The organism is Rhodopirellula islandica, from assembly GCF_001027925.1.
Lineage (GTDB): Bacteria > Planctomycetota > Planctomycetia > Pirellulales > Pirellulaceae > Rhodopirellula > Rhodopirellula islandica.
Genome location: NZ_LECT01000029.1, coordinates 20,192 through 44,633, shown reverse-complemented (window position 1 = coordinate 44,633; position 24,442 = coordinate 20,192). Strand labels below are relative to the sequence as shown.

The following is a 24,442-nucleotide window of genomic DNA, read 5'->3' as shown; positions in this document are numbered from 1 at the left end:
TGGCATAGGCTTTAGTCCCGTCAACGCGACAAGGCCCGAGTCTGTAATGGAACATGCGTCTGGCGAGAGTGACTCCAGGTTTCTCAGCTTTGCGACGAGCTTCAATCCTTCCTCGGTCACTTTGCTGCGGTCCAAATCAAGTGACGTAAGTGATGAAAGGCCGACGAGTCGCGATAGGTTGCTGAAGGTCTGGTCGGGCCTGATGATCAAGCCGAGCGGAACAGCGAAACAGAAGGAGGAGCAAGCGGCGATCAAAAGCAAACTGATCGGCATGGACTTCACCACGTTCCGTGATCGGGTGCTGATGGTCCCGGTTCAGATCATCCGGCGCAGTCGATCGTTGGTGTGTCGTCTGCTGAGTTATCGACCATCGGTGGACTGGCTGGTGCTGATCGATCGGGACGTTCGCAGTCGGCGAGAACAACTCGGTGACCGTGGCTGTGGAGCCATCCGGCGAGATTTCCGGCCAACGTCGATTTTCCGACGCCACCTTTTGAATTTACAAGTGCAATTATCATGTGTCAGCATCTCTCGCGGCCTGGGAGCGTCTCGATTTCAGGGGTCAAGAAGCGTTTGAGAACGAGGCGATTGGAAGCTCACCCCCATTGACCGTCCGCCAATACCGACTGGCAAAGAATGAAGGATCGAGGCTTTTTGAAAAGTACCGGATGATTGTTCTGATCGACCACTTCACTCGACTAACAGATGACGAGCATAAGCGGTGGTTTGGAAGCAACGGCGCGTTGCCCTCACTGTAAAAGTAAGTGCCAAAACTCATTCAGTCTCATCACCGCTTTCGCGCAGAAGCTCCGAAAGTAGATTTCGAGATCCGTGGATGATTTGAGCGACAAGAAGACTCTCTTCATGCTCCTCGTAAACCACGATAAAGCTTCTCAAAATCGCTTGGTATCGAAACTGGTGATTTGGCGGATCAAATTCTGGACGAAGCGTTCCCATTGCCGACTGCGTCGAGATTAGCGTCAGAGCGTCTTCGAGCTTTCCTAGAAAGTCGAGCGTTTGCGACGTGCCAAAATTCGACAGCGTGTACGTTTCAATTTCATGAATGTCGTTTGCGGCAGCCTTTGAAAGTTGAATTTTCATGCCGATGGCTTAGCCGCCCGAAGCCGAGTACTTTTCGCGAAGAGACGAGAAGAATTCAGTCGAGTCAAGCAGTTCACCACGATCAATGGAATCGGCTCCGGCTTGAACCAGATTTTTAACCGCTTCAAGCTCGGCAAGCCTGATCGCTTCTTGATCCGCGAGTAGCCTTAGACCAGCACGAACGACTTCACTCGCCGACTGAAATCGGCCAGTACCAACACACGACTCGACAAACGATGATTGTTCGGGCGTCAGTGATAGGGACATGGTTTCTCGCATCATTTCTTCCTTTTTGCGGGCTGTGTTACATTGTAACACAGGTGAGAGGCAAGCCGCCAGCAATTCTTCGAGTCGCTGGCCGTACCGAAAACCTAGTAAAGCTGGTGATTTGCCTCAGCGCTCTTCGCGTCTACCTTGCTCGGCTCATCCGATTGCTCATCAATCCACTGCGTTGCCGCTTCAATCGTGTTCAGCAAATCGTCTTTGCAACGAGCAAAAAAGTTCGGCGAATAGGCTTCTCGTCCGGTGCCCTTCGACTTCCAGCTTCGGCTAATCGAATAGTCAAAGTACTCGAATCCGCTCGGGGCTTGTCGTTTCCAAATCGAAGCGGCAACGGCTCCGTTTCGGACGACGTGTTCTGGTTTCAGAATCTGCTTCTTTTTCGTTTCAGTCATGTTGATCCTCACAAGTTTGTTTTCACTGTTCTGATCATGTTGCATCATTTGTGACTGAAAAAAGTGCGAGCCTTCGACAATTCCCGACAAACGTGATACGGAACCAACTGCAGGTGAGTGTCTCCACTCGCCGGTCGTTATGAAGCGAAAAACGCTGTGGTTCGAATACGTCGTAGCCCAACGCATTGATGATGGGCATGATGACTGCATTCTTCGTTGCCTCTTCGGTCCCCAACAGTTCTCTTTGTGATTCGAGTCGGGAAGCAAGTCTGGTCAAAGTGTCGAAGAGTTCCGTGCCGTTCGCTCCGGTGTGAATGACTGAGATGCGTTTGTTCGCAAATTAGTGTCGAGCAACTTAAGCGTGGGTGTCCTACAGGCCACCATGTAGAGACGTGGCTAAACAGTGAATGTGGCTATTTCGTTCACCTTGTCGCGGTTGGGGATCTGCCGCAGATTTTTCATGATTCTCTGTCGCCGCTCCGCGGCTTGATTGTGCTATTGATCGCGGCGACCTGTGGTTGTGCGGTCAATTGCATCCCGCGATCCGAATTGGCTCAGGACGGGATTCGTTTGGGAAGTTGCCGTGTTTCTGGTAATCGTCTGGATGTCTCGTCTTTCCAGCCATCGGCGAGTTCACCGGAACCCATGTCGTCCAGCCCCAGAACGGGGACCGAACCTGGTTGGTCGCCGACAATGAAATCATCGAACTGTGAAACGAACCTTCCGCCGCTGAAGTGCGGCTTGGATTGCAGGCAATCCATTCATTCTGAGACAGGTTCACCGGCTTCCAGGTTGCCATCGTATGCGTTCACGGAATCAATGAGTTGCTGCTCGAAGGAATAAATTGATTCCAAGTGATCAATTGGATTTCGATTTTCCTTTTTCTCTACGTCGAATGTCCCAAGGTACTTTTGTCCACCGTTAAAATGCAGCCGGCATATGGGCTTCCTGTTGTTGTCATCCAGCAACACCCCGCAGTAGCTTTTCGTATCTCGCATTACCACTCGTTTGATCGGGATATGCTTTGCGAGTATTGCGCGGACGATATGAAATCCCTCAATTTCTTCCGCTGTTGTGATGATACCGTCATCTCGCTGTTCTGCATCAACTTCAGATGTTCCGACTTCGACCTCAGAGTCGACCCCCTGCAATGCCGATTTGAGTCGACTACTGAGTCGATCGTTAATGAAGTCTCGAAAAGCGGACTTCACCAGGGGACGGAATTGGTCGCAAACTGTTGAGGTGAATCGACCGTCGTAGATTTTGGAGGTCAGATGTTTCACCAATTCATCACTGGGCGATTCCACCTCGGTGGCCAAGACAGCGCCGAGTTGCTGAGTGAATTTAAGCTCGGTAGCGTTTGCAAGGATGTTTTCCAGGTTAAAGACGGACTTGCCAAACTTACTCAATTCCGCGACATCGCGTGAATCAAAGTCGTTCAAATCAAACTTGAAAAATGCCTTCGAATCCATTTGGTTTGGAGAATCAAGGTCGGTATAGAACCAGAGATGCTGTCCGTTGGTGAGTACTGCAAACCGAGCCGCGGTCACACCGAAGTAGCGGTAGAGTTGGGATGCGTGCTTGAAGTCAAGTTTGGTGTTGATCCCTTTGCATTCAATCAAAATCGTCGGCGCCCCATTCAGGACGATCGCATAGTCGACCTTCTCGCCCTTCTTGACGCCGACATCAGCGGTGAACTCAGGGATGACTTCAGTCGGGTCGAATACGTTGTAGCCCAATGCATTGATGATGGGCATGATAACTGCATTCTTCGTTGCCTCTTCGGTCCCCAACAGTTCTCGTTGTGATTCGAGTCGGGAAGCAAGTCTGGTCAAAGTGTCGAAGAGTTCCATGCCGTTCGCTCCTGTGTGAATGACTGATATGCGGTTGTGCGCAAATCACAGTCTAGCAACTCAAGCGTGGGTGTCCTACCAGCCACCAGGTAGAGACGTGGCTAAACAGTGAACGTGGCTATTTCGTTTGCCTAGTCGCGGTTGGGGATCTGCCGCAGATTCTTCATGCTTCTCTGTCGCCGCTCCGCGGCTTGATTGTGTTATTGATCGCGGCGCGGGATGGTGCCAGCCACCATGGTGACCGCTCTCAATACCTCGGCGTTCGACCGAGCAAGGTGCACGTTCAACAGTCACGGAGTGACGGCAGCCGATGAGCCTTGGGTTTTAACCCAAGGTCCCCAGGAGTCGAAACAAACCACCCAGTCGCGGAGCGACGACAGCTGGGGTGGAAGCTATTGAGCAACAACATCTTTTCGAGGCTTCTCTGCCGCCGCTCCGCGGCTTGTTTGCGTTGTTGATCTGGCCAACCTTGGGTTGAAACCCAAGGCTGAGAGATGTCACCGCTTCGCGGTTCTTGCTCGCCGGGTGGCGCAGGATGCATTGAAGGGACGTGTTTGGGAAGAACCTTCCATGGGATCCCGGTGGGGAAACTTGGAGGCCGCAAAGTTGCTTTGCAGGCGCACAAAAAAAGCCGTGTCAGCGGATGGCTGAACACGGCTTCTTGAGTACACCCCACTGGGTTCGAACCAGTAACCTTCGGTTTCGTAGACCGATGCTCTATCCAATTGAGCTAGGGGTGCGTCTTGAATTGTTGAGCGGCGAATCGCTTTCGCGTCGCTCGCGTGGGCGTGAAAATATCGGCTGGTTGGATTTCTCGCAAGGGGGAATGGCCAACTTTCAGTTCCGTGGGACTTCGATTCCCCGAATCATGGCCCGCAATTCCTCATCAACGCTGCGACCCTCAATTTCGGCCTCCGCGGTCAACGAGACTCGGTGCCGCAAAACGGGCAGAATGATCTCAATCACGTCGTCTGGCACCGCGAAATCGCGGCCGGCGAAGGCGGCGATCGTCCGTGCAGATTGCATCAGTGCAATTCCGGCTCGTGGGGACGCACCGATGTGGAATGCGGGCCAGGTCCGCGTCGATCGAATCAGCGAGTTGATGTACTCGACCAAGCGATCTTCGACCCGAACTTGACTGCACGTCGCGATCACCTTTTGGACGATCTCCGGGTTGGTGATCGGTTGGATTTCCGCTTCCAATCGCTGCCCAAAGTCGACTTGCAGCGAATGCATTTTCAAAATTTCGGCTTCTTCGGCGGCGGATGGGTAGTCGACCATCAGTTTGAACATGAAGCGGTCGAGTTGGGCCTCGGGCAGGTTGTACGTGCCTTCGCTTTCCAGTGGGTTTTGGGTCGCTAAAACGAGAAACGGTTTCGGCACCGGGTGGCTGGTCCCATCAATCGTGACCCGGTACTCCTGCATGATCTCGAGCAGCGCCGCGTGAGTCTTGGCTGGCGACCGGTTGATTTCATCGGCCAACAGCAACTGGGTGAACACAGGGCCGGCGCGAAAACGAAACTCGCTCTTCTGCATGTCGAAGATGGGAGCACCGGTGATGTCCGAGGGCATCAAGTCGGCGGTGAATTGGATGCGTCCAAATTCGCATCCGAGGATGCGGCCCAGCGTCCGGACAAACAGCGTTTTGCCGAGGCCGGGAACCGATTCAATCAACACGTGCCCCCCGGAGAACAGCGCGGTCAACGTGCCCAGCACCAGCTCGTCTTGTCCAACGTACAGCTTGCCGACTTCGGCCTGGATCAACTCAAAGAGCTCCTTGATCTTGGCGAATTCGGGGGAGACCGGCGGAGCTTCCGAAGCCAATGCAGCAGAACCGGGTTGGGGCGACGCGGAGTGGGCGCCGCCGGGGTTGTCGGGACCGGAGTTGTCTTCGGGCAAGATGGGCGGCAAGGAAGGATCGTTCAAGGCGACTTCTCAACGGGCTCGTGAGGACTTGGCGGGTCAGGTGACGGTGCAACAGGGGTTGCGAGGGCTTCAGCCTCGGTCAAATCAGATTCCGGGGACGTGTCCGGTGGGGACTGATCGGTCGATTTCGGGGGATCAGGCGAGGGTGTCTCGGGAACGGCGGCGGGCGGCGGGCTCGCAACCACAAACAAATCCGGTTCACCGCGAACGACTCGCATGTAATGGTTGATCTTTTCCTTGGCAAAGTCCATCCCACCGGCGCGACGCATCAAAACGGCCATGGCCGTGAGGTGGTTTCCGAAGTGGGTGGAACGGTGATAGACAACTTGCCGGGCTCGGCCGAAGGTGGGCAACAGCATCAGGCACATCACCACACCCAGGAACAACGCGTGAATCGTGATCAGACTGATCGGCCAAGTCGTCAGCAATTCCATCCCGGTTTGAGAAGGGGCGCCTGGTTCCGCGTCTGAAATGGGGACCCACATGTCATCGGTGGACAAGAAACCCAAGCTGACTCGTTCGTCCGGCCCGACCTTGGCGGTCGCCAGGATTTCGTTGCGAAGACGATCGGCCATTTCCAAAGCGGGCTGATCCGTCATCGCGAAATTCGTGAGCAAGCCTCCGCCTGCGACAACCAGGATTCGCGAATCTTTCCATTTCGGGTGTGTGATTCGGGCCAAGATCGTGACGTCCTCGGCCTTGTCGAGCGGTTCGAACAAGAGCGACGGACGGTCGTTCTCGGTTGAATCCGTCGGATCATCCTCCTCCGCCTGCTGCACTGTGAACTGCTGATCAGCGGCCTGCTTATCGGGGGCCTGCGGCGCGTCGGTCGCTTCGTCCCCGTCGGCGGAGTCTTCGTCCGAGAAGAGTTGGTCGAGTTCTGATTCGCTTGGTTCCGTTTCGATGAGTTCTGCTGGGACGCCAGCCGATTCCTCTTCGTTGGCATCGTCGTCCGCGACTGTCGCGGTCGGTTGGCCGATTGGAGTCAAGGTGGTCACGACCGGTTTGCGTGCGGGATCAAAGGGATGCAGATCGTAGGAGGCGATCCGGCGATCATCAATGGTTTGCCGTGCCGGGAGGCCACGAGCGGTGAACAGTTTTCCGACCGTCACGTCCTCGCGTCGCGCATCCTGGAGCAAACGCAAATTGATCTGTTGTGCCAAGCGGCGACGGTATTCCAGGCGTTGTGCGGGAGGGGCCACCTGCGAGGCTTCTCGCCAGTAGGCTTCCGTGCTGCCTTCGTCGGGGACGACATAGACAATCGTGCGGTTGCCGTTTCGAAGCCACTTCGTCATCCAGTCCGTCACTTCGGCAGGGTTGGCGGGTGGCCAAGCGGTCGGGATCCAAACGATGGCGTCGTGTTGATTGGCGCGAGAAGACAGTCGAGTCAGGTTGCGAGCCCGCAGTTCCGCGTCTTGCCAGGCGTCCCCCAATTTTGAGCGTTCGGTTGGGTCCAGCTCCCGTGTGAGTGATTCTCGCAGGGCACCGAAGCCGTTGAGACTTTGTTTGCCCTTCGCCCCGTCGGATTTTCCGTAGGTCGTGTCCAGGCGGCTGCACCCGGACAACAGCAGGGTGCACAGGACCAGCCATGAGACAGCAAGCCGACGAGTCGACCTGGGGCCAACGTTGAACGGGAACTCAAGATGGTTCTGACGTGCGGTCAGGAGGGCGATGTTCATGCTGCCCCCGGTTGTCGAGCGGAGTCGGCGGATTGGATCGCTTGTTCCAGCGCCGCGTTGGTTTGCCAGAGGCGTTCGAATTCGGATTGCGACAATTCATGCCGGCCAAAGTAGGCACGTTCAAAAGCGGCAACGGTATGCTGCAATCGACTTCCCGTGTCGGGTTGAGAGCGTTTGGCTTCACGCACGTAGCGGCTGTTCGTTTTCCCTCGAGCCAATCGCAACCAGTGGACTCGATCGAGCAACAACAGTTGATGCCCGTAAAGGTAGATGATGGCTTCGTTGAACTGGCCCTCGCGCATCAACCGTTCGGCTTCGGAACGTGGGTTGACCGTCGTGTCTCGCAACGCCTCGGGCAAATGTTCCATGCGTTGACGGGTTTGGCGATCAACGCGGTCTCCTTCCAGAAGCGATTGCTCGACGCTTCCGTGGTGGAAGTCAAAGTCACTGTTGGCGAACACCCACGCCAACATCGAGACCAATCCGACCAGCAGACCACCCAACATCAACCAACCAAACAGTTGAGCAAACGGAAAACTGGTGGTGGTCGCAGGAGCGGGAGTCGCCGCAGTGGACTTGTTGGACGTCACGGCGGTCCAACGACTGCCGCGATTCTCCGTGTCGGTTTGTTGGTCTTGAACTTCGACGGGAACCAGTTCGCCAGTGTCGTCGTCGTACCAAACCGAGTCACTGACGGGCGAGACCCGCGCGGATTCGGTGGTCGATTCTGCTGACAAGGCTGGCGTGCAAACGCTGAAGCAAATGCAGGGCAACACGCAGCTGAACCAAAGGGCTCGCACGGAACCAAACGGCCCCAGACGCGAACGGCTGTGTTGGCCAAGCGGTCTGGGAGTCGCCGCGGCAGGGCAGAGGTCGTTCATGGGCGGACCTCGATCTCAACCGGAGTCGTTTGCACGTCCGAATCAGACTCTTCGACCAGGATGGCTTCTTCGGTTGCCTGGTTGGGTGGGGGCGTGACAGTGGGACGCCTGAGTCGCGATCCCGCCCGGGCAAGGCGTGGTCGCGACGAGCCAGATTGTCCGGTCATGGCATCTTCACCGAATTGACGAATGGCTTCGGCTCGGATCGCCAGTTCCACTTCCCAGCCTTCCAATCGGATGCGAGCGTCCAGGTAGCCGAGCAAGCGAACGACGACGGTGAAGGCCGCGATGATCCACAATGCCAACGGAAGGAAGACGACCATCGCAATGAAATCCGTCGACCAGTTGGAGGTGGCGATGCCGCGCACCCAGATCATGGAATAGTAAACCGAGCAAGTCAAAACGAGCGAGGTGCCGGCAACGGTGAGGAATCGGCCTCCCAGTTCGCTGGACATCGGTCCGTGCAATCCCTTGGATCGTCGCGCCAGCGTGATGACGTTGGACGATCGCGAACGAAGCGGGCAGCGTTCCAGGACGATCATTTCGGGAACAAAGGGGCGATTGGAGCGGATGATGGCCGCCAAGATGACGATCAGCCAAGGCAAGACAAAGTCGAGGAAGATGTCTGAGTCGGTGCCAATTCGGAACGCCAGCAGCAACGTGGTGGGGATCGCGAGCCGTTTGACACCAAGAATCCAAAGCAGGGGCCAGCGAAGTTTCCAGACTTCCGCGAACGTGTGTCGCAAAGTCGGTTTTTGTTCAAAGACGGCCTGGCCTAGATAGAACGTCGAAAAGGCGCCGGCCAAGGGAGTTTGAAGGACAACCAGAACGCTCATCCAACTGGCGTAGCGAATCAAATCCGACAGCGAGTCATCGGTGAAAAATTCGTCCGCCGCGATGCGCATCGGCAAGAAAGACAGCAGGATCGCGTTGATCACGATCCACGGCGCCGCGCCTGCAAAAAAGGCTCGCGTGACCGCAACCGGATAGCGGCGAAGCATCAACAGGGCCAGGTCACCGATTTCCGACAGCGACCGGACTCGGATAGCGATGTGGGTGCGATCAAGCTGCACGGACGCTCGAGCTCCCGCCACTGAGGTTGGCTAGCGTGTTGGACTCGGAAGTTTCAGTGGACTCGTCATTCCAGATAGTATCGATGGGGCGTCCGCCGGTTCGATGTTGGCGATTTCCAGGGAAGCCGAGGACGACGAAGTAGAAGCTGATCATGCTGGAAGACATCACCGACCATCCCGCCTTGAAGGTGTATGCCAGTGGGCTGGGGGAGATAAAACCTTCGGTGAAGGCGGCGAGCACGAACAAGACGGCTGCGGCGGAAATGACTGGAACGGCTCGCACTGCTGATCGACGAACCGAGTCGATTCGGCTCAAGCCTCCGGTGGCGAACAGTCCCATCCCCAGACGCAGTCCCGCGGCGGCGGACAAGGCGATCGCTGTCAACTCAAATGGACCGTGTGCAGTGACGAACTCAAAGAAATTGTCGCGACTGGCGACGTCCTCACGAGCCATGTAGCCAAACACGGTGCCCAGCGTCACGGCGTTGCTCGACAAGATGTAAAGGCACGGCACGATCAGGATTCCATAGGCGAAACATTTCAGCCCAATCCCAGTGTTGTGCATGATGTAGAAGCTGGACATGCTGATGTAGTGGTCGAGGCTGCCGACCAGTTCCATTTCGTACATCTCTTCCATCTGTTCCAGGCCTGCTTCGCCAACTACGACGTTGGCAAAATCGGGGAACAGGGTTTGTTGGTAGCCCAAGTACATCGACAGCGCGAACAAACCGAAGAACACGATGGTGGCGACGCGGACGCAGGCATCGCCATAGATCTCGCGTGGCGCGACGCGAAAAATCATGTCGAACCAACCGGTGGGTTCAAATTTGCCGGCTCGATAAAGCTGGTTGTGTGAGCGCGCGACGAGCCGGTGCAGGTAGGTCACCGTAGCGGGAGGCAATTGGTACGCATCGGCCAAAGCCAAGTCCGCACATGCGCCGCGATACAGCGTTGCAAAACGAACGATGCCAGCGGCACCTTTGTATTGAGGCCCAGCCTTGTCTGTTCGTCCTCGAACTTCCATGGCCTCGCAAAGACGTTCCAATTCGCCCCAGTTCGATCGTCGTTTGTCGAGCAGATTGGCGATGTTCATGCGAGCGATTATAGCGAACGAATTCGGAACGCGGGGGGCCAACGGCGTCCTGTTTGTACGTTGAGCGATGATTGTCGGGCGGATTGTTTCAGCGCTCGCCCAACACCCGTGTTCAACGTGTCACGGGCTCGTTCGTTTTCATGACATCCGCCGCGTGCGGCTAGTGGTCTGTCAGGACTTGTTTTTAGGGTAGTGGACGAGGCCACGAGTCCTGAACTGGCGTCAAATCCAAGGACTCGTGGCCTCGTCCACTGCGGTCAACCCTAACTTTTAGCAGTAATAGACCACTAGCCACCAATCGCATGCATGGGACGATCGGGAGGGCGGAAATTGTCCGAGTCGATGCCGTGAGCGGCGCGTTTCTCGCCCACACACTGTTGGAGCTTTTGTATCAGCGCGTCGTCGTCGCACCCGCTTCGCATGGCATCTCGCAGCGGTGTCTCGTTTTGAGCGAACAAACAATTTCTCAGCCCACCGTCGGCGGTCAATCGCAAACGGTTGCAATCGCCACAAAACGGCTGGGTCACGGAGCGGATGATTCCGATCGTGCCTTCGCGGCCATCACAAGCAAGGTGGAACGTTTCTGCGGGGGCCGACTGATTTTGACGGCCCGTGGGAGTGACTTCGCCAAACGCTTCGCTCAGCAATCGCAGGCAGGCGTCTCCGGACAGCACGTCGGCGGATTGCCAAGCCCGGTCGCTGTCGAGCGGCATGAACTCGATGAAACGCAAGGTGACCCCTCTTCCGATCGCAAAACGGACCAAGCCAACCAGTTCCGATTCGCTGATCCCACGGATGGCCAACGCGTTGAGTTTGATCGATTCAAACCCGGCCTCGATGGCGGCATCGATTCCTTCGATGACTCGGTCGACGCCAGGGCGACGAGTGATTTTGGCAAAGGTGGCTTCGTCGAGTGTGTCCAGCGAAATGTTCAGTCGCTGCAATCCTGCCGCACGCAAATCAGCCGCATGCTCGCGAAGCAACATGCCGTTGGTGGTCATCGACAGGTCTTCCAAGCCTTCGATTTGGGCCAGCATCGCAGTCAATTCGACACAGTCGCGTCGGACCAGAGGTTCTCCGCCCGTGATCCGGATGTCCCGCACGCCGCAGCGATGAACCATCAGCCCAGCCAATCGCTCGATTTCTTCGAACGTCAACACGCCGCTGCGAGGCAGAAACGCCGCGTCGTGTTCGGGCATGCAGTAAAAACAGCGGATGTTGCAACGATCCGTGATACTGATGCGAAGGCTATCGTGGCGTCGACCAAAGCGATCGACCAATGCAATGGGATCAGTCATGTTGGTAGGGTAACCGCCCCGCCTCCATGATGCGATGCGACAGACGAGCGAAGCGGCGACCGGTGCCGCCAACGCTGATGAACGTGAATTCGCCCCCCCAACACCGACCTTCCATGACGAACCATTGGGACAATGATTCCTGGCAATCGAGCGACGACGATGAATTCGACGATGACGCCAGCGAAGGGGAAGAGCACTCCGACGAGTGGGACGAGGACGACTACGAAGACTTTCTGGCTCGCGAGTTCCCCGATTCGACCAGCCGAAACGTTTGGGCTGGGGGAAGACCACTTTGGCACATCACCGTGTGGGTGGTGTTGGCGGCCTTCGTCGGTGGTTTCTTGATGCTGCTGTTTTGACTGGACTGGCCCGAACTCATTTCCACTCAATCAAGAGGTCGTGCGGGTTGGAAGTGCCGATTCAGCAGCGAGTGGAAGCCCCCCGTAGCAGGCTGTTGAGTTGATCATCCGGAACGCGATCGCGTCCGGTTCGTCTCCGGTGACCGTGGGCGGTCGTGGGCGATCGCCCATCGGCTGATCGCGAAATCTGCGAAACGCATTCAATCAACCGACCACGCCCGCGAAGGAGGTGAATGAGTCCAAACGCCTTGTCTCAGTCCGCATCCGGTAACACTTGCAAGCGTATCTTGCGGGTGATCCACATCATGGATGCGAGGATCGGCGGCATGGCGACCGCCATCCAAAGCAAGACGTCGCCCATCAGCAGCAACGTGGTCCGGAACCGAGCGTTGTAGACGTCGTCCCAGTACCAAACGACCAACAGGGTTCCCAGACACAAGTAGGGGCCAAACGGCGTTCGCGGATCACGAGTCAGAACAAACACCACCAACACGATCACCAAGGCGGCGATGGGGGACAGAAAGAATGCGAGGATGCTGCCTTGCCAACCGATCAACGCACCGATCATCGCCATCAACGTGACGTCGCCGAAACCCATCGCTTCCATTTGAATGGCCCAACCGCAGACCAATCGCACGATCCAGACGATCCCGCCGCCCACCGCCAATCCGGTCAGCGAGGTCATCATGCCCATCCAACCGATCGGGCTGGTGGAGTAAGTCACGACGATCAGGGCAGAACCCACCAGCCACATGGCAACCAAAAATTTCCACGAGTTGTGGCGGGTCAGTCCAAACCAAAAGTAACCCCACGCCTTGGACCATCCGCGGCGTAGATAAAAGCGTCGGTCAGCCAAAGCGAAGCACCAGACTGCCCAAATCGCCAAACCGGTCATCAATCCACGAGGGCTGGTCCAGAACGGTGAGAGCCCAAACGGATGGTTGGCCAAGACGGGCGCGATGCCTTCCACGGAATTGTTGACCACCAAGCCGGGCAAAAAAGCGAACGGTGTGAGGGTTCCCAAGCCGATGGCCACGATCGTGCCCGGGATCGTCAGCAGATCGGGAATGGTGCGTTCGTCGAAGTCGATGAATGTCGCTGCGACCAACCAAACCAAGAACGCTGCGTGCAAGAAAAACAGCAATGCCATCCAGTCCGTGCAGGCAGCCACCGTGGCGGGTGTGACTCCGGTCGGCAGCAGTTGCCCCGCCAAGTAGGCGCGATGCATGAACGGCAGGGTGGCCGCGAGTGAAAGTTCGATCAGAATCGGCCGGACCCAGAACCAGCGTCCAAACATCTCGGCTTCTCGCCGCAAGCGGAACCAACCCAAGACGGGGATGCGATCCGCCCAGGTTCGAGCGGGAAGGGTTCGCGAAATGGATTCGAATTCGGGCAGCAACGGCCAGCGGCCTCGATCAACCCATGGCGAAATCGGACGGGGGTACCAGCACCAAGTTGGAATGATGTGGTTGGCCAAGGCACCGCCGAGGATCCCAAGCAACGCCAGAATCGCCGTCTGGGTCGTGGGAGAAAGTGCCAACCACGCCGTGAGCCAACCCGCCAACCAAATCGGCGTGATCTCTGCCAGCATGCCGATCGATGGCGCAATTTGAACCAGGGCCTGCGTTTCAATCAGCGTGGTTGCCATCGAATCAATGACAGGTGCGGGAAAGGTCAGATCAATCATGCGGACTTTGCTGTCGGTTGCAGGAAGCGGCACACAAAACGCGGCCTGGCGCAGAGGTTAGAAGGTTTTGAAAGATTTTTCACGCCCAGGTGAATTTTCAGAGCTAGGTTTTCGTTAGAGGTTCTTCTCGAGAACCATTCCCTACGAAGCTACCAACCTGACTGTCTTCCCTGACCTGATCAACCTTTTCGGCCCGACTGTCTTCCCAAAGCTCAACTTTCCAGAGCAACAAGATTCGTCACCCGACTTTTCACTGGCCGCCAACGCCTTTGGTCCCCGCATCATGAATCCTGTCAATCACGCCTCCAAGCGAACGCGACCCGGCTTTTTCACAGCCGGCCGGGCGCGTTCCGGAGGCAACCTGAATCAACCACGTCGCGGAACCGCGACGGCTGAGATCGCTTTTTGCCTGCCGGTCTTGTTGACGTTCACGTTCGCGACGGTGGACTTGTGCTCCATCTTCTTTTTGAAGGAAACCGTTGCCATTGCTGCTTATGAAGGCGCTCGGCGTGGAATCAACCGGGGCGGAACGGATCAAGCTGCGATTGCCCGTGTGCATGAAATCTTGGACGAACGAGGGGTCAGCTATGAAGGCAACGCAGTCACTCTGGAAAACAGCACGTTCAGCACGGCTGACACGTTGGAACACGTCACGATTGTGGTCACCGTTCCCGCTGCCGGCAACTTGTATGCTCCGGCTGGTTTGTACAACGACCTGGATATCACGCATCGAATCACGATGCGAAAAGAATTCAGGAATCAAGACTAGGCATCGCCACCATGATCTATCCATCGAAGTCCATTTCAAACCAAGCCCAGAGCGTTCGCAGACGTCGTCGCAACGGAATCGTTCCGCGTCCATCCGTTCGGCCTTGTCGTCGTCCGGCTGCTCGGTCGGTCAAGCGAGTCGGCGCCACGTTGGTGGAGTTTGCCATCGTCAGCAATTTGCTGTTGCTGACCATCTTCATGTGCATGGAACTGGCTCGCATGAACATGGCACGGAACCTCGCCCAAGACGCGGCCTACTACGCGGCTCGCACGGCGATTGTGCCCGGAGCAACCGCGGACGAAGCCGTCAATGAAGCCGAGTTGATCATGCAGTCTTTGTTCAGCGGCGGGTATGAGGTCGATTGCACCGAAATCGATGACGACACCGAAGAGGTCACAGTGACAGTCAGCATCGACTTGGATGACGTGGCATTGTTCACTCCCATGTTCTTGGGCAATCTTCGATTGACATCTTCGGCCACGATGCAGACCGAACGATACAACGGCTTTTTTCAAGTCAACTGATTCAAGAATGAAGAACGGTCCGGGGGGATCCTTTTTCGATTAACCAATCCAACGTTTCGTTTTGGAGTTTCAATGATGTCCGTTTCCCCCGTTCCCATGCGATTCACGATGACGCGAGGCGACGCAACACGTCGCGGCGGCATCACTGTTTTGATGGCCTTCGTGTTGCCGATGCTGGCTCTGCTGGCTGCCTTCTGTATCAACTTGGCACAGATGCAGTTGGTGAAGACGGAATTGGCGATTGCGACCGACGCCGCCGCTCGGGCAGGCGGACGTGCCTTCAGTGAAGAGCAAACGGTTGAGGCGGCAAAAGAGGCTGCTCGTTTGACCGCTGCAATGAATGAAGTGGCCGGCGAACCCTATCAGCTGAACACAAACGACGGAGCCAATGAATTTGAATTTGGCGTGTCGGCACAAGCCGATGGCCGCACGGGTCGGTTCCAGTTCACAAAGGTTCCGACCGGTGATGTGTCCGCCAACATGGTGGCCGTCAGCTCCGTCCGCGTGACCGGCAAGCGGACTGGGGAATCGTTGATGGGACCTGTGCCGTTCATTTTCCCAAACACCTTTTCAATCAGTGACTTTCGCCCGGTGACTTCCGCCGTCGCAATGCAAGTTGACCGGGACATCAGCTTGGTGCTCGACCGCAGTGGTTCGATGGATTGGAAGACCTATGACTGGCCTGACGGATCAGATCCGTGGGCAGAAGACAGTTTGATTGCGGCCGAAGACGAAGGCATCGTTGATTTGGAGTGGCGTTATCGCAACGGACAACCGGACTACATTCGCCGGGTGAGTTACAACCGCGGGTATGACGAAGAAGACCTGTACGATTATGCATGGGAAGAATTCTTTGGTCTGGGACCTGCCCCCAACACGCCTTGGGAAGATTTGGTGATGGCCGTTGACGCCTTCTTGCAAGTCCTCGATCAAACACCTCAGAACGAACAGGTTTCGATTGCCAGCTACAACAGTCACGGCAGTTTGGATTGTTGGTTGTTGGATGACTTTGATGCGGTTCGTGCGACCGTTGCCCGGCTCGGGCCCAGTGGTTCTACCGGGATCGGCAACGGCATGACCTCAGGTGCAACATCTTTCACGCACCAGAACGCTCGTCCCTACGCTTCGAAGACAATGGTGGTGATGACCGATGGCATTCACAACTACGGGACGGCTCCCAACACGATCGCCCGCAACTTGATGAGTTCAGAGAATCTCAACATTCAAACGGTCACGTTCGGAAGTGGAGCGAACCAAGCGACGATGCAAGAGGTTGCCGTGACGGGACTGGGGAAGCACTACCATGCCGATTCCGGTGACGAACTGGTGGAGGCGTTTGAAGAAATCGCCAATAACCTGCCGACAATTTTGACCGATTGAGACTCGTCGCAAGGAAAAGTTCCTTCGCGAGGGAAATTGAGATCATCGTCACAACTTGTGACCTAGAGTATGACATGAACTCCTCATCTCCCGATCAACGTCCGCTTCCCGAAGAACCTCTTCGGAAAGCACTCAAGAAACCTGCCAAGTCGAGTTGGATTGGCAAGTTGGCTATCTTCGCAGTCCTGTCGATCGGATCGATCGCAGGCTGCATTGTGCTGGTTCGGAGCACCGTCTCTTGGGTCAGCGCTTCGCCGGCCCGCAACGCCGTGGTCCCTGTGACCAGCACCTCGCATTCGGCTCCGACCGACGAGGACTTTCGAATGCGAAAGCAACGCAACGAAGCGTATCTGGCGGCCGCCAAGCAAGAGGATGCAGCCTTCATTGCGGACCGGCAACGCCGTCTTTGGATCGAGCAAACTCGCTTGAAACCGGACCACCGCGACGCGTTTGCTCAATGGAAAACGCAAGTCGAACGGTTGGAGGCCAAGGTCGCTGAAATGAGCAAGCAAGAAGATTCTTACAACGAAGACGGTAGCGTGCTTGTTGACAGTATTCTTTGGCATCAACAACAGCGGCTCGAAGAGCTTCGCGCTGACGCGCCGCCGAGCTATTGAGCAGGCATGCAGGAGTCTTCGGGGACGTGAGCCGTTAGGCGTTCACGGGCTGTTGGATCGCTGGCTCTCACGATGTTGTTTGGTCGGGTCGCGAGTTTCGGATCAGCGACCGATGGATTCCAACCGAGTTCCCCAAATGGGGTCGGCTTGGATCGCGGTCATGCCCTGCTGGCGTGCGTCGATGCCTTGGTCCTTCCAAAGCAAGTATTGAGCCACGTCACAAACTCGGGGCACAACGATCGACCGAGGCCAGTTGGTTTCTCCAACGCCAAAGTGAGCTTGTCCCGGAAGGACGGTGATCACGCGACGATCGTCCAAGAGCGAATTCAGGTGATCCTGTCGTGATGGGTGGTGCACGAGATCGGCGGCCAGCAGTGACAAGGCAATGTCACGAGGTCTTGCATTGGGCGAGTTCCAAATTTGCTCGCACAATCCTTGGACCAATTCAGTGCGTTGATGAGTCAAACCGATGGACAATCGAGTTTCCAGCGACCAGCCATAGGGATTGCGTTGCAAAGTGGATTCAATCAGTCGCCCGACAACGCGATCGCCTGCCGTTTGCCCGCGGCAGATGCGAGAACAATCTTTCAGCAGGTGGCGTTTCAGTGTGTTGGATGCGGGAACGTACCGGATTCCACAATCGGGAACGCAGATCCCCAACAGACAGGCCCATTGATCGCAGGCGGACTGAATGAGCGGTGTCGAACGGTGGAGTGCCGGATGCCATTGCCAATCCGGCCCCGCCGATTTGGCGACCTGTTGAAATTGCCGGATCGAATCGGTGTCGTCACCGGCACGCTCGGAAAAATGCTGCCACCACTGGTCGAGTTCGCGATTCAGTTCATGTGCAGGGTTGGTTGCCAGGTCTTCCCAGGGCGAACGAGCCAATGATTCAATGGCTCGCTGATGAGCCGCCAAACGGATGCGTTGGTTCAATTGATCAGCGGCTTGGCGAACGTCCAATGACAGCGAGACACGCAGGCTACGCAGACGCGACAGCACCGCGCGGCGAACTTCATCGCCGCCGTGGATCGCTTGCGAGAACAGCCGGTCCGACGTCATTCGGCGGATCACCGCTGAATCGGATTCGAGCTGTGCCAGACGCCGATCAATCTTTGCAATCTCTTCCGCCGAGGGGCGTGAACTCAGTTCTGCGTCGGCAGCCCAGTCTGTCTGCATCCAGTCGACGTTCGCACTGTGGTCAACATCGGCGGGTTCAGCGGCCGCTGTGGTGGAAGAGGAGGTGTTCAATGCCATCCAAGCGGACGCCAAGATCGTTCGTCGCAGTTTGCGTCGTCGAGAGAGCTTTGGCGAATGGGGCAAACGATGGCCTTGGCGTGTGAGGGATGCTTGCATTGGAAAACAAACTTGGGAATTTTCCTGTTTGGGTCCGACGGTGGGCATCGCGATGTGCTTCACTTCACTTTAGTTTCGTCCACCCCACGCGACCAATAGATTTGCCACGAGTTGTCCCCGCGACCTCGATCCTGAAGCCCGGTAAACTCCCTAATCGTTGCAACCGGTTTCGGACTCGGAACCAAACGCTCGTCTGATCTTCCGCTTTCCGCACGCCTTGTCCCGCTCATGCAAATTCTCTGCTTCGAAGATACTCGCGTGGAACAGCTCTGCCCGATTGTTCACGCTCGCCCCGCCTACGCGATCACCTGTGCAAGTTTTCGATTGATCGATTGGCTGAAGACACTTGCGAAAGAAAATTCAAGCGGCGGCAAGGCTTGTGAGATTCAAGGGTTGATTCGTGAGTACTTGTTGCCCATTCAAGAGGCGGATCACGGGCTTCAATCACCCGCCAAGGAAATTGCTGCGGACGAAGAGGTGTTGCTCGTCAACGCTCGATTGATTCCCTCGGTGCAGACCTATGAAACGCTGAAGCAGTTGATCCAAGCCGGCCAGACCGCGGCCGTGATTGGCACCGACAATGGAAACGAGTTTGAGTTGTTGGCTGCATTCATCACGGCGGGTGACATTGCGAAGTCGTCCAAGTCGGAAGTCGGACTCAGTCCGTTGGAGAGGCTGCAACAGATCGCCCATCAAAACGTGAGTTCGCGATCGTCATTGAAAGCGTTTCAGTGGCCTCATGAAGTGGTTGCCGGTCACATGGCAGCGATGAACGATTCGGTCAACTACCGCATCGAACATGGTGACTACACGCAGCGTGAGGACGGTGTGTTTGTTCGCCCCGGAGTGAAGATCGGAGAATTCGCATCGATTCATACGTCGGGTGGTCCGATTGTTCTCGATGAAAACGTTCAGGTCGGTCCGTTCTGTTTCTTAGAAGGCCCGCTGCACGCAGGACACAGCACACGGGTGCTGGAACACTCGGCGATCAAAGACGGCGTCGCACTTGGACACACGGTCAAGATCGGCGGCGAAGTCGAAGCGTCCGTGATCGAAGCCTACACGAACAAGCAGCACCACGGATTCCTCGGGCACAGTTACTTGGGCAGTTGGATCAACCTCGGTGCGGGGACCTGCAACAGTGACCTGAAAAACACCTACGGCAAAATCAACATCGAGTATGGCGATCGAAAGATGGCCTCTGGAATGCAATTTCTGGGCTGCATCATGGGCGACTATTCCAAATCAGCCATCAACACCGGGATTTTCACCGGCAAGGTGATCGGTGTCTGCAGCATGTTGTACGGGTTTGTGACCAGCAACGTGCCCAGTTACGTCAACTACGCGCGGCTGTTTGGTCAGACATCGCTGTTGCCGCCGGAGGTGATGATCAACACACAAGCTCGGATGTTCGCCCGTCGGAAGGTGGAACAGCGGCAGTGCGACATGGATCTGATTCAAGCGATGTACGACCGCACCGAAATCGAACGCGAATCTTCCGAGCAACTCGGGTTCTAAGCCCGCCATGGGAGGGGGGCTCCATCCGAATGAGACGACTTGGCGACGCGGCAGTGGCTCAGGCAAGCCGCCGCGGGAGCACGAGGCGGTGCTTGATCGGCCAATCGGCCGGCCGATGTTCAATTTCGCGTTATGGGAAACCGCTCTAAGCAGGTCGGCAGGAGTCTTTCGGCATTGGGACTGTTTCGGCAAGCGTCGTTGCTTCCACGTACAACCGGGGCGAACGCCCAAACGGCTCACATGATCATGCCCGATCATTCCTTCCGACCTGCTTAGAGGTTCCGCAAGTATTCCAGGCTCTGCTGCAATTCCATGATGGCGGTCTCTGGACGCATTTCTGGTCGGCCGACGACAATCGGTCCGCGGAATGGAATGTCTTCCAGTTGCCCCAACAAGGCAGGGAAGTCCGCGGTGCCTTCGCCGACCGGGACCGCCATCCCGCGACCGGCGGCCAGGTCCAAGACACCGTCCACGGCATGCACGATTGAAATCCGTGAACCGAGTGCGTTGATGGCCTCGTCCACTCGGAATCGGTTGATGATCAACTGGCCCGGGTTCAAGGCCACTGGAATGAAGCTGTCCGGGATCGCATCCAGCAGGGCAGCCAAGTCGGTGCCAGATTCGGTTCCGGTTTCAGCGGCCAAGAAACAGCCCACTTTGGCGCCATAGCGGCCCAGATCATCCATGACTTCACGCAATGTTTCCCACCGGGATGCGTCGCTGCCCGCCACACCTTGGCCGGCGATTGCTTTGCCGATTCGGGAGGCCGCGATTGAATTGGCGAGTTCTGCCGCCAAGTCGGCTGGCAAATCGTTGCTCCAATCGGATTCGCCTGCTTTCGCGGACGGATCGAGGAGCAGCGCGCTGCCTGCTTTTTTGACAGCTTGGTCAATGTTTTGAGGTCGCGGCGGAACGGTTCCGATTTGATTGACGATCAACGGTGCTCCCAAGCGGTAAGCCGTTTTCATCGCCGATTTGGTGGCGTCGACTCGCTCATCCAAATGGTCCGTCACATCGTACCCAAACCGGGTTGGAAACCGGATGGATGCAATCCGCAAATTCAAATCGTCCAGGATTTTCCGCAAGGTCCGTACGCCAGTGTCCGACAAATCAGATACGGGCACGTGGGTGCGACCACACAGTTCGACACTTCGAACGCCCATCGAGGCTGCGATGGTCAATGACTTACGCAGTGCGGTGGCAGAGGCGCCGGTACCCGGGATGGCGTCCATCCGGACGGCAAGTTTCAATTCAGCCAATCGATTCGTTCTCCGATGCAGGCAACCAGGTCATGGTGGACCGCTTGATCCAACTCGACCCTTCACAATACGCCTTCCGGTCGCAAACATCGAGCCGGGGTCGCGTGTTTCACAGATTTGTTGTGGGTTTGCGGATAGCACGGGGGCAGGACGCAAGTGGATGGCTTCTTGGGGGGCCGAATGGGGCCGTCTGCCGGGACGCTTGGCCACGTACGATCTTGGCGAGTGTCATTCTGGTTTGGATGTTGGTGGGGAATGCACTTCCCCAGGCGGATGCCCAGAACCTGTCCCGCTATGAGCGGCAGAGACGGGAACGCATTCCGCGGGAAGCGTTGATCGAGCGGAGCAGCGTGGAATCGACTCGCGGACCAGCCGGACTGAGGCGATTCCGATGGGATTTTTCGCGAGCTTCCGACAAGGATTTCGGCGGCTGGCCGGACAACTGGCTGCGTTATGACGGGTCTGGGTATCCCAACTACGTCAGCATTCAGATCGAGGCCCGTGATCGGGAACTTGAGAAGGCTGTCTTGCCTCTGGACACGGCGGCCCTTCGGCCTTGGCAAAAACTGCGGCGACTCTATCCCGAGTTGTCACCGTTGCCACCGTCGATGGCCGATTTGCTGGTGGACCGCTGCTTGACGATTCGGCTGGATGGTGGACTGGCCCGAGTCGAGTCGCCTTCGTTGCCAGCCAACCCAACCTTTCAATATCAGTTCAGCGTGGATGTTCGGACGGAGGGACTGGTTCACGATCACGTCTTCGCACAAGTCGTGTTTCAAGATGCGGAAGGCAATGAACTGGGAGTTCGTGAAACGGAACACGTCACGAAAACAACGGACTGGACCACGTTGGTGCTGAAGGACCTGTTGCCGCCGCGAAAATCGGATCGCATGTACGTTCGATTGATGGTGGGTGGCGGGGAGGATGGGCTGGAAGACATCACCGGAAAAGTCGGTTTTGACAACGTGATGTTTCGACAATTCCCTCAGTTGAAAATCGCGACGGATCATGACCTGGGTGTGTACTTGCCGGGTCAGACGGTGGTCGTGATGAGTGAGATGTTGGGATTGTCCAATGAGCACACTCGATTGCGACTGAGGTTGTACAATCACGAACGCAAAACGCTCGGAACGTTCTCGCGAGCGATCGATCCGGTCGAAGAAGCGGCGCGGTTGCTTGCAGAAGAAGCCGAGGCGGAGGAGAGCCTGCAATCCGAACGGCCTGGTGAAGGGGAGGACGATGAGGATTCATCGGTGGCGGACGGTGCTTCGCCCAGCCAAGCAGGCGTGGAACTGGATGGGTCGAGTTCCCTGCGGTACCGATGGGATCTGAGTGACCTCAAGCCTGGCTTCTATCGCATCGCGGCTTCGATGGAAAACGAACGCGGTGCGTCCCTGGCAAACGAAACCTCCTTTGTGGTGTTGGGGCGAATCACGAATGATCCCGCCGAATTTGGCGATCCATCTCGCTCGCAAGAGTCGATTCTTGGATTGCCGTCTCTGGCGACGTTTCAATCGGAATCGGACGTCATCGATCCGACCCCGTTTGGATGGACGGTTCCCCAAGAGATCATGGAACGGCACCGAAAAGGCAAGTTGCGTGAACGGGAATTGGCGAAGTGGATGCAACTGGTAGGCATCGGATGGGCGAAGCTGCCGGTCTGGTTTGGTCCCGACGAAAGTGATCATGCCGATGCGGCAGCGATGCTTGCGTTTCGTTTGCGTGACCTTGGAATTCAACCCATCGGATTGCTGGATCAACCGCCGGAGGAGCGTCTGCCGGCTTACCAACTGCGGGAGCAATCGGACACTCGGGTGGCCAATCTGCTGCGAGATGAATCCGCGTGGCGGCCCGAGTTGGAACCGCTTATGAATCGAATGACGACGCGAATTCGGTTGTGGCAATTGGGCGCCGATGAAGATCAGAGCTTCATGGGGCAATCCAACATACTTGAAACGTTGGAACGAATCTCCACGGGCTTGCAAGGGTTCGGGCAGCCGATTCAGACCATGATCGCGTGGTCCTGGGTTGATACCCGACCTGAATCCGTGGGCGACAGTTGGCGAGGGTTGCATCTTCACTCACCGTCGCCACTGACGGCGGCGGAGATGGACGCGATGTTGGATCGCGAAGTGAAAGCACGCGAGGAGGCGGTGATGGCGGGTGGGGCGACGGCGGCACGTCTTCCGGCCACTTGGTTGACGATCAATCCCATCTCACGAAGGAAATACGACCTCGATTCTCGGATCAGCGACTTGGTGCTTCGGATGGCCGCAACACGAGGCCACAGGGTGGGGGCGGCATTCTTGAGCGCACCCATGGAGGAGGACGCTGCGGTCCTGACCCGCGACGGGCGTCCGGATGAACTGCTCCTCCCGTTTCGAACGACCAGTCTGCTGCTGGGGCATCGCACCAATGCAGGATCACTGCGATTGCAAAACCATAGCGACAACATTGTGTTTCGAGGTGAGACAGAATCGGTGCTGATGGTGTGGTCGGACTCGCCAAACCTCGAGCATCTGTACTTGGGGGAAAACGTTTATGAAGTGGATGTCTGGGGACGTCGCAAACCAGTTGAAGTGATTCAACATGAGGGACGCCGCGTGCACCGTTTGGTCGTCGATCGCGTGCCCAAATTCTACGTCGGGATCGATCAATCACTTGCCGACTTTCGAATGTCCGTCCGTCTCGATCGAACTCGGATTGATTCATTGCTGGGACTTCAGCAACCTCTGGGCGTCCGGTTCCGGAATCCGATCAAGCAGTCGTTGTCTGGCGAGCTGGCCATGGTGGCTCCGGATTCTTGGCGTTTGGACGCGGGTCTGAAACCCTGGAACTTGCTTCCCAAGGAATCCAATCAGGTCGATTTTGGCGTGACACTGGAGAACAATGCCACGATCGGTGCGTACCAACTGCCACTGGACTTTCGTTTTGAAACGTTGCCTCCGACCTTGATTCGAGTTCATCGGACCATGAGCATCGGCCCGGACGGATTTGACATCCGGGTCAGCACTCGCTTGATCGATGACGATCAGGGAGGTCGGTTGCGAGTCAAAATCGAGATGGTGAATCACACCAATCGGCTGACCAATTTCGACTGCCTGTTGTTTGCCGGCCGAGAGCGTCAGTACGAGCGACGGGTGTTGGTGCTGCCACCTCGTGAGACCGTCGAACGCAACATTGACTGGCCAATGGGCGGTCAATTGGTGGGCACACGAATGTGGTTGCGTGCCATTGAGCAAGACGGGAATCGAGTGATCAACCATTCCTTTGACGCGCAACCCTGATCTATAGAAGACGCGGCTCAATTGAGCCGGATTGGTCGAAAGGTCCCCTATAGATTCGACGAATCGAAAGGGGGTCGGCTAGAATAGGGTGTTCCGCAGAATCCCCCG

At 56.7% G+C, this 24,442-nt stretch carries 22 protein-coding genes and 1 tRNA gene; 7 read left to right on the top strand and 16 right to left on the bottom strand.

Features of this window, described 5'->3' with window-relative positions; genetic code table 11:
- Positions 1–320 precede the first annotated feature (320 nt).
- The 13 genes from RISK_RS29765 to moaA all read right to left on the bottom strand — a co-directional run bounded on the left by RISK_RS29765 (position 321) and on the right by moaA (position 11,578).
- Complete coding sequence (locus tag RISK_RS29765) at positions 321–518, bottom strand: ParA family protein (protein WP_083434990.1); 198 nt, start codon at positions 516–518, stop codon at positions 321–323.
- 256 nt (positions 519–774) lie between these two features.
- Positions 775–1,101 carry a type II toxin-antitoxin system RelE/ParE family toxin gene (locus RISK_RS14940; protein ID WP_047815115.1) on the bottom strand — a complete coding sequence of 109 codons (327 nt, stop codon included), beginning with the start codon at positions 1,099–1,101 and terminating at the stop codon, positions 775–777.
- A gap of 9 nt (positions 1,102–1,110) precedes the next feature.
- Positions 1,111–1,368: a type II toxin-antitoxin system ParD family antitoxin gene (locus RISK_RS14935; protein WP_047815251.1), complete on the bottom strand. Its 258-nt coding sequence runs from the start codon at positions 1,366–1,368 to the stop codon at positions 1,111–1,113.
- 104 nt (positions 1,369–1,472) lie between these two features.
- Complete coding sequence (locus RISK_RS14930; RefSeq protein WP_150122590.1) at positions 1,473–1,775, bottom strand: hypothetical protein; 303 nt, start codon at positions 1,773–1,775, stop codon at positions 1,473–1,475.
- A gap of 554 nt (positions 1,776–2,329) precedes the next feature.
- Positions 2,330–2,536, bottom strand: coding sequence for a hypothetical protein (locus RISK_RS14925; protein ID WP_047815113.1), 207 nt, complete (start codon positions 2,534–2,536; stop codon positions 2,330–2,332).
- Positions 2,537–3,628: a type I restriction endonuclease gene (locus RISK_RS14920; protein WP_047815112.1), complete on the bottom strand. Its 1,092-nt coding sequence runs from the start codon at positions 3,626–3,628 to the stop codon at positions 2,537–2,539.
- 666 nt (positions 3,629–4,294) lie between these two features.
- Positions 4,295–4,368: transfer RNA gene (locus RISK_RS14915), tRNA-Arg, on the bottom strand.
- Between the two features lie 97 nt (positions 4,369–4,465).
- A complete protein-coding gene (locus tag RISK_RS14910; RefSeq protein WP_083434988.1) occupies positions 4,466–5,554 on the bottom strand; it encodes an AAA family ATPase in 1,089 nt (362 codons plus the stop codon).
- On the bottom strand, positions 5,551–7,233 hold the full coding sequence (locus RISK_RS14905; protein ID WP_047815111.1) for a hypothetical protein: 1,683 nt from the start codon (positions 7,231–7,233) through the stop codon (positions 5,551–5,553). The genes RISK_RS14910 and RISK_RS14905 overlap by 4 nt, the downstream gene beginning before the upstream one ends.
- Positions 7,230–8,114 (bottom strand): DUF4129 domain-containing protein, encoded by an 885-nt coding sequence (locus RISK_RS14900; RefSeq protein WP_083434987.1) that lies wholly within the window; start codon positions 8,112–8,114, stop codon positions 7,230–7,232. The genes RISK_RS14905 and RISK_RS14900 overlap by 4 nt, the downstream gene beginning before the upstream one ends.
- Positions 8,111–9,187 (bottom strand): hypothetical protein, encoded by a 1,077-nt coding sequence (locus tag RISK_RS14895; protein ID WP_047815249.1) that lies wholly within the window; start codon positions 9,185–9,187, stop codon positions 8,111–8,113. Before RISK_RS14895 ends, RISK_RS14900 begins: the two co-directional genes overlap by 4 nt.
- Complete coding sequence (locus tag RISK_RS14890) at positions 9,177–10,280, bottom strand: stage II sporulation protein M (RefSeq protein WP_047815109.1); 1,104 nt, start codon at positions 10,278–10,280, stop codon at positions 9,177–9,179. The genes RISK_RS14895 and RISK_RS14890 overlap by 11 nt, the downstream gene beginning before the upstream one ends.
- A gap of 287 nt (positions 10,281–10,567) precedes the next feature.
- On the bottom strand, positions 10,568–11,578 hold the full coding sequence (gene moaA, locus RISK_RS14885) for a GTP 3',8-cyclase MoaA (protein WP_083434986.1): 1,011 nt from the start codon (positions 11,576–11,578) through the stop codon (positions 10,568–10,570).
- A gap of 113 nt (positions 11,579–11,691) precedes the next feature.
- Here moaA and RISK_RS14880 point away from each other — a divergent pair, with 113 nt between their 5' ends.
- A complete protein-coding gene (locus tag RISK_RS14880; protein WP_047815107.1) occupies positions 11,692–11,937 on the top strand; it encodes a hypothetical protein in 246 nt (81 codons plus the stop codon).
- Positions 11,938–12,190: 253 nt separating this feature from the next.
- On the opposite strand, the gene RISK_RS14875 is transcribed toward RISK_RS14880, so the two are convergent.
- A complete protein-coding gene (locus RISK_RS14875; RefSeq protein ID WP_236696335.1) occupies positions 12,191–13,624 on the bottom strand; it encodes a prepilin peptidase in 1,434 nt (477 codons plus the stop codon).
- 283 nt (positions 13,625–13,907) lie between these two features.
- On the opposite strand from RISK_RS14875, the gene RISK_RS14870 reads away from it, so the two are divergent.
- From RISK_RS14870 to RISK_RS14850, 4 genes are all read left to right on the top strand, one after another.
- Complete coding sequence (locus RISK_RS14870) at positions 13,908–14,393, top strand: TadE/TadG family type IV pilus assembly protein (protein WP_047815105.1); 486 nt, start codon at positions 13,908–13,910, stop codon at positions 14,391–14,393.
- 11 nt (positions 14,394–14,404) lie between these two features.
- Positions 14,405–14,917 (top strand): TadE/TadG family type IV pilus assembly protein, encoded by a 513-nt coding sequence (locus RISK_RS14860; RefSeq protein ID WP_173442677.1) that lies wholly within the window; start codon positions 14,405–14,407, stop codon positions 14,915–14,917.
- A 72-nt stretch (positions 14,918–14,989) separates the two neighbouring features.
- On the top strand, positions 14,990–16,297 hold the full coding sequence (locus RISK_RS14855) for a vWA domain-containing protein (RefSeq protein ID WP_236696334.1): 1,308 nt from the start codon (positions 14,990–14,992) through the stop codon (positions 16,295–16,297).
- Positions 16,298–16,371: 74 nt separating this feature from the next.
- A complete protein-coding gene (locus RISK_RS14850) occupies positions 16,372–16,914 on the top strand; it encodes a hypothetical protein (RefSeq protein ID WP_047815102.1) in 543 nt (180 codons plus the stop codon).
- Between the two features lie 102 nt (positions 16,915–17,016).
- Here RISK_RS14850 and RISK_RS14845 read toward each other — a convergent pair whose 3' ends face one another.
- Entirely contained in the window at positions 17,017–18,270 is a 1,254-nt protein-coding gene (locus RISK_RS14845) for a hypothetical protein (RefSeq protein WP_236696333.1), read from the bottom strand.
- A 228-nt stretch (positions 18,271–18,498) separates the two neighbouring features.
- On the opposite strand from RISK_RS14845, the gene RISK_RS14840 reads away from it, so the two are divergent.
- Positions 18,499–19,788, top strand: coding sequence for a GlmU family protein (locus RISK_RS14840; RefSeq protein WP_047815101.1), 1,290 nt, complete (start codon positions 18,499–18,501; stop codon positions 19,786–19,788).
- A gap of 272 nt (positions 19,789–20,060) precedes the next feature.
- On the opposite strand, the gene RISK_RS14835 is transcribed toward RISK_RS14840, so the two are convergent.
- Positions 20,061–21,047 carry a sugar phosphate isomerase/epimerase family protein gene (locus RISK_RS14835; protein WP_047815100.1) on the bottom strand — a complete coding sequence of 329 codons (987 nt, stop codon included), beginning with the start codon at positions 21,045–21,047 and terminating at the stop codon, positions 20,061–20,063.
- A 242-nt stretch (positions 21,048–21,289) separates the two neighbouring features.
- Here RISK_RS14835 and RISK_RS14830 point away from each other — a divergent pair, with 242 nt between their 5' ends.
- Positions 21,290–24,334: a hypothetical protein gene (locus tag RISK_RS14830; RefSeq protein ID WP_390173940.1), complete on the top strand. Its 3,045-nt coding sequence runs from the start codon at positions 21,290–21,292 to the stop codon at positions 24,332–24,334.
- Positions 24,335–24,442: the final 108 nt, after the last annotated feature.